General features: G+C 72.8%; 8 protein-coding genes. 2 read left to right on the top strand and 6 right to left on the bottom strand.

Translation table 11 applies throughout. The annotated features are described in order from the left end of the window. The 4 genes from ACWJ6R_RS26900 to ACWJ6R_RS26885 all read right to left on the bottom strand — a co-directional run. Positions 1-478, bottom strand: a 478-nt coding sequence (locus ACWJ6R_RS26900; RefSeq protein WP_449064911.1) for a carbohydrate binding domain-containing protein, incomplete at its 3' end; no start/stop codon positions are given. Positions 479-633: 155 nt separating this feature from the next. Further along, positions 634-1,500 (bottom strand): chitinase, encoded by an 867-nt coding sequence (locus ACWJ6R_RS26895; protein ID WP_449064910.1) that lies wholly within the window; start codon positions 1,498-1,500, stop codon positions 634-636. Beyond that, positions 1,437-2,078: a carbohydrate-binding protein gene (locus tag ACWJ6R_RS26890; protein ID WP_449064909.1), complete on the bottom strand. Its 642-nt coding sequence runs from the start codon at positions 2,076-2,078 to the stop codon at positions 1,437-1,439. The genes ACWJ6R_RS26895 and ACWJ6R_RS26890 overlap by 64 nt, the downstream gene beginning before the upstream one ends. Before the next feature lie 8 nt (positions 2,079-2,086). After that, positions 2,087-3,727, bottom strand: coding sequence for a chitinase (locus tag ACWJ6R_RS26885; protein ID WP_449064908.1), 1,641 nt, complete (start codon positions 3,725-3,727; stop codon positions 2,087-2,089). 637 nt (positions 3,728-4,364) lie between these two features. On the opposite strand from ACWJ6R_RS26885, the gene leuE reads away from it, so the two are divergent. Both leuE and ACWJ6R_RS26875 read left to right on the top strand, forming a co-directional pair. Next, complete coding sequence (gene leuE, locus ACWJ6R_RS26880; RefSeq protein WP_449064907.1) at positions 4,365-5,063, top strand: leucine efflux protein LeuE; 699 nt, start codon at positions 4,365-4,367, stop codon at positions 5,061-5,063. A 304-nt stretch (positions 5,064-5,367) separates the two neighbouring features. Beyond that, positions 5,368-6,024, top strand: coding sequence for a VC0807 family protein (locus ACWJ6R_RS26875; RefSeq protein ID WP_449064906.1), 657 nt, complete (start codon positions 5,368-5,370; stop codon positions 6,022-6,024). A 17-nt stretch (positions 6,025-6,041) separates the two neighbouring features. Here ACWJ6R_RS26875 and ACWJ6R_RS26870 read toward each other — a convergent pair whose 3' ends face one another. Both ACWJ6R_RS26870 and ACWJ6R_RS26865 read right to left on the bottom strand, forming a co-directional pair. After that, the gene (locus ACWJ6R_RS26870) at positions 6,042-6,707 is read right to left on the bottom strand and encodes a response regulator (protein WP_449064905.1); all 666 of its coding nucleotides are present in this window, start codon (positions 6,705-6,707) and stop codon (positions 6,042-6,044) included. After that, a partial coding sequence (locus ACWJ6R_RS26865) for a hypothetical protein (RefSeq protein WP_449064904.1) occupies positions 6,704-6,886 on the bottom strand: 183 nt, incomplete at its 5' end. The genes ACWJ6R_RS26870 and ACWJ6R_RS26865, both read right to left, overlap by 4 nt.

The raw sequence follows: 6,886 nt of genomic DNA, 5'->3' as shown, positions 1-6,886 counted from the left end.
TGGGCGTGGGGGTGGGCGTGGGGGTCGGTTCCCCTCCGCCGTCGCCGCGCGGACCGTCGAGGACGACGTCGTCGGCCTGGTAGGCGCCCTGGCCGTACCAGCCGTTGACGTGGACCGTCACGGCCGTGGTCGACGGGCCCGTGGTGAACGTCCGGGTCAGCTGCGCGTAGGCCGACGGCGAGGACGTCCACGTGCTCACGTCCGTCGTTCCGGTGCCGCTCGCGCCGAGGAAGACGTAGCCGCCGCGGACCCAGGCCGAGAGCGTGTACGACGTGTTCGGTTTCACGGCGACCGTCTGCGAGCAGCGCGCGGTGTCGGAGCCGGCCGGGGTCGCCTGCAGGGCCTTGGACCCGCCGTGCACCGGCGCGGAGACGGCCGCCGCACCGGAGCCGGCCGAGCAGGTCCAGCCGGTCAGCCCGTCCTCGAAGCCGGGGTTGGCGGCGATGTTGGCGGCGTGCGCGGGCGAGGCGGCGAGCACCGTCCCGCCCAGCGCCAGGGCGGCGGCGCCGCCAGCCGCCGCGTCCGTGCCGATCGTCGGTTCATCATCTGCCTCTTGGGGCTCTGTGGGGGGGTGTCGGAGGGCGGTGGGCGGGGCCCGCGCCCCCGGGTGGCGGGGCGCGGGCCGCGTCCGGTCTAGAAGCCTGCGGTGATCCGGGTGAACTCCCATTCGGCCTGGGAGATGCCGCTGCAGTTGGAGGTCACGCCGCCGCCGGGGCAGCCGCGGTCGCGGTTGACCGACCAGTAGGCCAGCCGGGTGAGGCCCTTGGACCTGGCCCAGTTGGTGATCTGCTGCCAGGTGGCGGGGGTGGTCAGCTCCTGCTGGTCGGACAGGCCGTTCATGCCGGAGATGCCCATGCGGGCGTAGGCCTGCGCGTCGTTCCAGCCGTGGGCGGCCTTGAGCGCGTTCTTCAGGCCCTCGGCGGCGTTGACCGTGTCGTTGTAGATGTTGGAGCTGCCGAAGTCGAACGGCATGATCGTGTAGTTGTCGATCGGCACGTTCAGCGCCTTGGCCTGGTTGATCAGGCGCAGGCCGTGCGCGTTCGGGCCGGTGGTGGTGGTGCCGAAGGTCACCACGACCTTGACGTTCGGGTTGTTCTGCTTGACGATCTTCAGGCCGTTGAGGATGCGGTCCTGGACGGTGTAGTTCTCGAACTCGTCGGTGTTCTCGATGTCGAAGTCGACGACGGCCGGGCCGACGGCGTTGATGACCTGCTGCACGGCGCCGGCGAAGGCCTGCGGGGTGGCGCAGTTCGGGCCGAGCTTGTTGCCCTGCCAGCCGCCGAAGGATATCTGCACGCTGCCGCCCGCGGCCTTGATCTGCGAGATGGCCTGCGCGTCGGCGCCGCCGGTCAGCGGCCGGTTGCCGTCCCAGGCGGGGGTGCAGCCCCCGCTGGACAGGATGAACGCCATGGTGAAGGACTTGACGCCGGTGGCGTTCATGACCGTGGCGGGGCTGGGCGGGTTGCCCCAGCCCATGTAGAGGTACGGCGCGCCGGGCATCTTCCCGCCCGGCTGCGGGTCGACGCAGCCGTCGGTGGTGACGGTGACCTGGCGCCGGCGGCCGACTCGCCCTGGGCGTTGTACGCCTTGACCGTGTAGGTGTGCGTGGTGCAGGCGCCCAGGCCGGAGATCGTGGCGCTGGTCCCGCCGGTCTGGGCGCGCTGGGCGCCGCCCTCGTAGACGCGGTAGCCGGACACGGTGCCGGATGAGGCGTTCCACGCCAGGGAGATCGAACCGCCGGTCTTGCCGGTCGAGCGGAGGTTGCCGGGCGCCCCGGGCACGCCGGGCTGCGGGTCGCCGCCGCCGGTGACGCGTTTCCACAGGGCGGGGACGTTCGGCGGCTCCCAGCCGGGCTGGGAGGTGTGGCCCTGGATGGCCTCGTAGTCGGCGCCGTTGTAGGTCACCCGGGCGCCGGTGGCGTAGGCCGTCCACGCCTGCCACTGGGCGGCGGCGGACACGGTGCTCGCGAGGGGGACGGCCGCCGGGGCGGCGTGCGCGGTGACGGCGCCGGCGGTGAGCCCGGCGGAGGCCGTCGCCACGGCGGCGAGCAGGGCCAGGGAGGTGCGTCGTAGTCTCATGGGCCTTCCTAGGGGAGAGTCGCGAGGTGCGGCTTGACGGTCTTGGAGAAGTTCCAGCCGTTGGAGGCGTCCCAGTTGATCGACCAGGTCATCGCCCCGCGGATGCCGGGGTAGGCGCGCGGCGGCGTGAAGCGGCCGCAGTTCGTCCGGGTGGCCAGGCAGGTCAGCGCCTGGTTCACCACGGCGGGGGCGACGATCCCGCCGCCGGCCGCGCCGGGCCCGGAGGGCAGGCCGAGCGCCACCTGGTCGGGGCGCAGGCCGTTCTCCAGCTGGATGCAGGCCAGGGCGGTCAGGAAGTCGACCGTGCCCTGGGAGTAGGCGGCCATCCGGTCGCAGCCGAGCATCGAGCCGGAGTTGTAGTACTGGGTGTGGACGACGGTGAGGATGTCCTTGATGCTCAGCGCGAGCTTGAAGTACTCCGCGCCGGTGGACTGCATGTCGATGGTCTGCGGGGCCATGGTGATGATCAGGCCGGTGCCGGTCCGGGCGTGCAGCTGCCGGAGCGCCTGCGCCATGTAGGTGGCGTTGAGGCCGTTCTCCAGGTCGATGTCCACGCCGTCGAAGCCGTACCGCTGGATCAGGCCGTGGACGCTGTCGGCGAACTCCGCCGCGGCGGCGGCGCTCGCCACCTGGACCCGGCCCTTCTCTCCGCCGACGGAGAGGATGACCTTCTGGCCGCGCGACTGGAGGGTCTTGACGTCGGCCTTGAACTGGGCGTCGGTGTAGCCGCCGAGGGAGGCCGACAGGCCCGGGTCCACGCCGAAGACGACCTCGCCGGGGGTGCTCGTGGCCTCGCCGAAGGAGACCGCGACCAGGTCATAGGCGGCGGGCACGGCCGAGAGCCTGAGTTCGACGGCGGCGTTGTCGAAGTTGTGCCAGTAGCCGGTGAGGAAGTGCTTCGGCAGCGGGCCGGTGGTGCAGCCGGTGGTGGTGGCGGTGGCCTCGGCGCCGGCGGACTCGCCTTCGGCGTTGTACGCCTTGACCGTGTAGGTGTGCGTCTCGCAGTCGCCGAGGCCGGTGAGGGTGGTGCCGGTCCCGGTGACGGTGGCCTTCAGGGCGGTGCCCTCGTAGACGCGGTAGCCGGTGACGGTCCCGCTCGCGGCGCCCCAGCTGAGGGTGATGCTCTTGTCCCCGCCGGTCGCGCTCGGCGTTCCGGGCGCGCCGGGCAGGTCGGGGTCGGTCGGCCCGCCGTCGTCTCCGCCGCAGTCGGCGCCGTTGACCTTGCAGTTCGCCGGTGCGGCGGCCGCTCCGCCGGGTGAGCCGATGAAGCCGAAGCTCACCGTGGCGCCGGGGGCGAGGGCGCCGTTCCAGCCGACGTTGGCGAAGGTGAGGTGCTGCCCGCTGCGGGTCAGGGTCGCGTCCCAGAAGGAGCTGACGCCCGCTCCGGCGGGGAGGTCGAACTCGACCTTCCAGGAACTGATCGGGGAGGCGGTCCCGTTCTTGACCGTGTACCTGCCCTCGAAGCCGGAGCCCCAGTCGGCGGTCTTCGCGAACGCGGCGGTGACCGAGCCGGCCGCGGTGACCGAGGCGGTGACCGATCCGGTGACCGCGGCGGCGGCCGGGGCGGCCTGGGCCGGTGGCGCGACCACCGCGCCCAGCAGGAGCGCCGCCAGCGCGGCGGCGGATCGGGTGATGACGCGCAATCTCACGTTGACCTCGATGACCTCGATGGTTCGGTGGGGGGTGGCCGTACGGCTTGCGCCCGCCGGGAATCCCCCGGTCGGGGGTCGGGGAGGGGCGGGGCGCGGGCCGTACGGCGGGGAGGGCTCGCCTCCGCGGATGTAGGAGGGCGGGTGCGAGCCGTGGTCCGGGTGACGGGCGGGGCGGTCCGGGCGGGACGGTCCGGTCCGGGTCGGCCGACCGGGTCGGCGTCGGCGTCGGCGTCGGCGTCGGCGTCGGCGTCGGCGTCCGGAGGTTTTCCACACTTGTCAGGATGAGTAAGGCGACAGGACGCGTCGCGACCGGGTCCGCTGCGGTCGCACCGGGCGGATGGGGGATACGGCTTTCCGGGCGCCGGGGGACGGCGGCTCCCGGCGCCGTATCACCGCAGGTCTTCGGGGTTACGGGGGGTGCGAACGGGTCACGGTCACTCCCATTCGGTTCTTCTTTTAGGAAAGTTTCCTAAGAGTTGTGGCGATCGTAGCCTTGACAGCAGACCTCCACAAGACCCAAAGGGCGCGGCTTTCAACGCCCCAGCGAGGCGCGTTCCAAACGCCGCCGTCCGGGCCTCGGAGGCGGGGCCGCCCGGCCCTCCGGACCGGTAAGCACCCAGCTGGGAGTACGGTGATGATGCCTTCCGCTTCGCCCCTGGAGCACCACATGTTCTTCGGCATCACCGACCTCTGGACCTACGTCGCCGGTGCGTTCTTCATCATCCTGCTGCCCGGCCCCAACTCCCTGTACGTGCTGGCCACCGCCGCCCGGCACGGGGTGGCGCAGGGTTACCGGGGCGCGGCCGGGGTGTTCGTGGGCGACACGGTCCTGATGGCCCTCGCCGCGGCCGGGGCCGCCTCGGTGCTGACGACCACGCCGCTGCTGTTCGCCGTCGTCAAGTACGCGGGAGCGGCCTACCTGGCGTGGATGGGCCTGCAGATGCTGCGCGGGGCGTGGCGGTCGCGGCGGGCCCCGGAGGACGTGCGGGCCGAGGAGACCGCGCAGGCGGTGGCCGAGGCGGGCCGGGAGGCCGACCCGTTCCGCCGGGCGCTCGTCGTCAGCCTGCTGAACCCCAAGGCGATCCTCTTCTTCATCTCCTTCTTCATCCAGTTCGTGGACCCCGCCTACTCCAGTCCCGCCCTGTCGTTCCTGCTCCTCGGCGCCATCCTGCAGGTCTTCAGCATGCTGTACCTGACCGCGCTGATCTTCGGCGGCACCTACCTCGCCACGCAGTTCCGCCGGCGCCGCCGGCTGGCCGCGATCCTCACCGCCGCCGCGGGCGTCCTGTTCGTCGGCTTCGGTGCGAGGCTGGCCACCGCGTCGCTCGGCTGACCCGCACCGCGTCCTGAGGACCGCCCGCGGGCGCCGTCCGGCAGTCCCCGGCAGGCGCCGGGCCGGTGCCGAGCCGGTGCCGGGCCGCCTTGCGGAAAGCATCCGTCCCGAAACCGTCACCCATCGGGCATGGTTGGCCCATTGCCTCCTTTGCACTCTCAGCGGTCAGGTAGCGTGAGTCGCCGATCCACAAGGGAGTGACCCTCCCGTAAGCCCATGCGACATTCCCGGCATGTCTGGCAATCGTCTGCCGGGGTAGACGCCGGTCCCCCAGCGTCGTCATTCCTCCGTCCAGTGGAGCGTGATGAACCACCCGCCCGTCACCCTGCCCCGCCTCACCGCGCTCCTGCGGCAGGCGGTGCCGCGCCTGCTGGAAGGCGTCGTCGCCCCCCTGGCCGTCTTCTACACCGCTTTCGCCCTGCTCGGCGAGGTCGGCGGGATGGCCGCGGCGATGACCTGGGTGTACGCGGGAGTGGGCTGGCGGCTGGTCCGGCGGGCCCCGGTGCCCGCGACGATGTACCTAGCCGCCCTGGCGATCACCCTGCGCGTGCTGGTCAGCCTCTGGTTCGGCGGGGCGCAGTTCTACTTCCTCCAGCCCGAGCTGGGCACGATCTGTCTCAGCATGGTCTTCCTCGCCTCGGTGCGGCTCCGCCGGCCGCTGGTGCAGAAGCTCACACTCGACTACGTCCATCTGCCCGCGGTGGTGCTGAAGCACGAGCGGGTCCGCCGGTTCTTCGCCCGGATCACCCTGCTGTGGGCCTTCGTCCTGCTGGCCAACTCCACGGTGAGCATCTGGCTGCTGATCCAGCAGTCGGTCGGCAGCCAGCTGCTGGTCGGCCCCTACCTGCTGATCCGCACCACGGCGGTCGCCTTGATCACGGGCCTGGCCGCGGTCGTCTCCGTCTACGCCTTCCGCCGGGTGCTGCACCGGCTCCAGCAGGATCCGGCCCCCTCCGCCTGAGCACCCGGCCCGTCCGGTCAGCCGGCCGCCTCCGGGTCGAGCAGCCCCGCCTCGTAGGCCCGGATCGCCGCCTGCACCCGGTTGCGGGCGCCCAGCCGGGTGAGGATCGCGCTCACGTGGGCCTTCACGGTCCCCTCCACCAGGTGGAGGCGGCGGGCGATCTGCGCGTTGGACAGGCCCGCCCCGAGCAGGGTCAGCACCTCCCGTTCACGGGGTGTGAGCCCGGCGATCTGGTCGCGGGCCGCCGCCGCCCGGGTCAGCCGGCCGCCGGTGAGCTCGGCGATGACCCGGCGGGCGATCCGCGGAGAGAGGTAGGCCGCGCCCTCCGCGGCGGCGCGGATCCCGGCCAGCAGCTCGCGCGGGTCCCCCGCCTTGAGCAGGAAGCCCGCGGCGCCCTCACTCAGCGCCCGGGCGATGTACTCGTCCTCGCCGAACGTGGTCAGCATCAGCACGGCCGTCTCCGGCGCGACCCGGCGCAGCTCCGCGGCGGCGGCCAGCCCGTCCAGGCGGGGCATCCGGATGTCGAGCAGGGCGACGTCGGGGCGGTGCGCGAGCACCAGGTCGACCGCCTCCCTCCCGTCGCCCGCCTCGGCGACCACCTCGATCTCCGGGGCGGCGGCCAGGATGGCCCGCACCCCTGCCCGGATCATGGCCTCGTCGTCGGCCAGCAGCACCTTGATCATCGTGCTCCGTTCTCCTCACGGGCGTTCTCCTCGCCGGGATCCGCTTCGCGGAGGTCCGTCCCCGCACTCCCCTCCGCCGGGCGCGCCGCGGCGGCGTCCTCCTCGGGGAACCGCGCGGCGACCCGGAAACCGCCCGCGTGCGGGCCGCCTCGAACGTGCCGCCCGCGAGCCGTACGCGC

It is taken from the genome of Planomonospora algeriensis (assembly GCF_977012225.1).
This window is presented reverse-complemented; position numbering and strand designations above follow the sequence as displayed.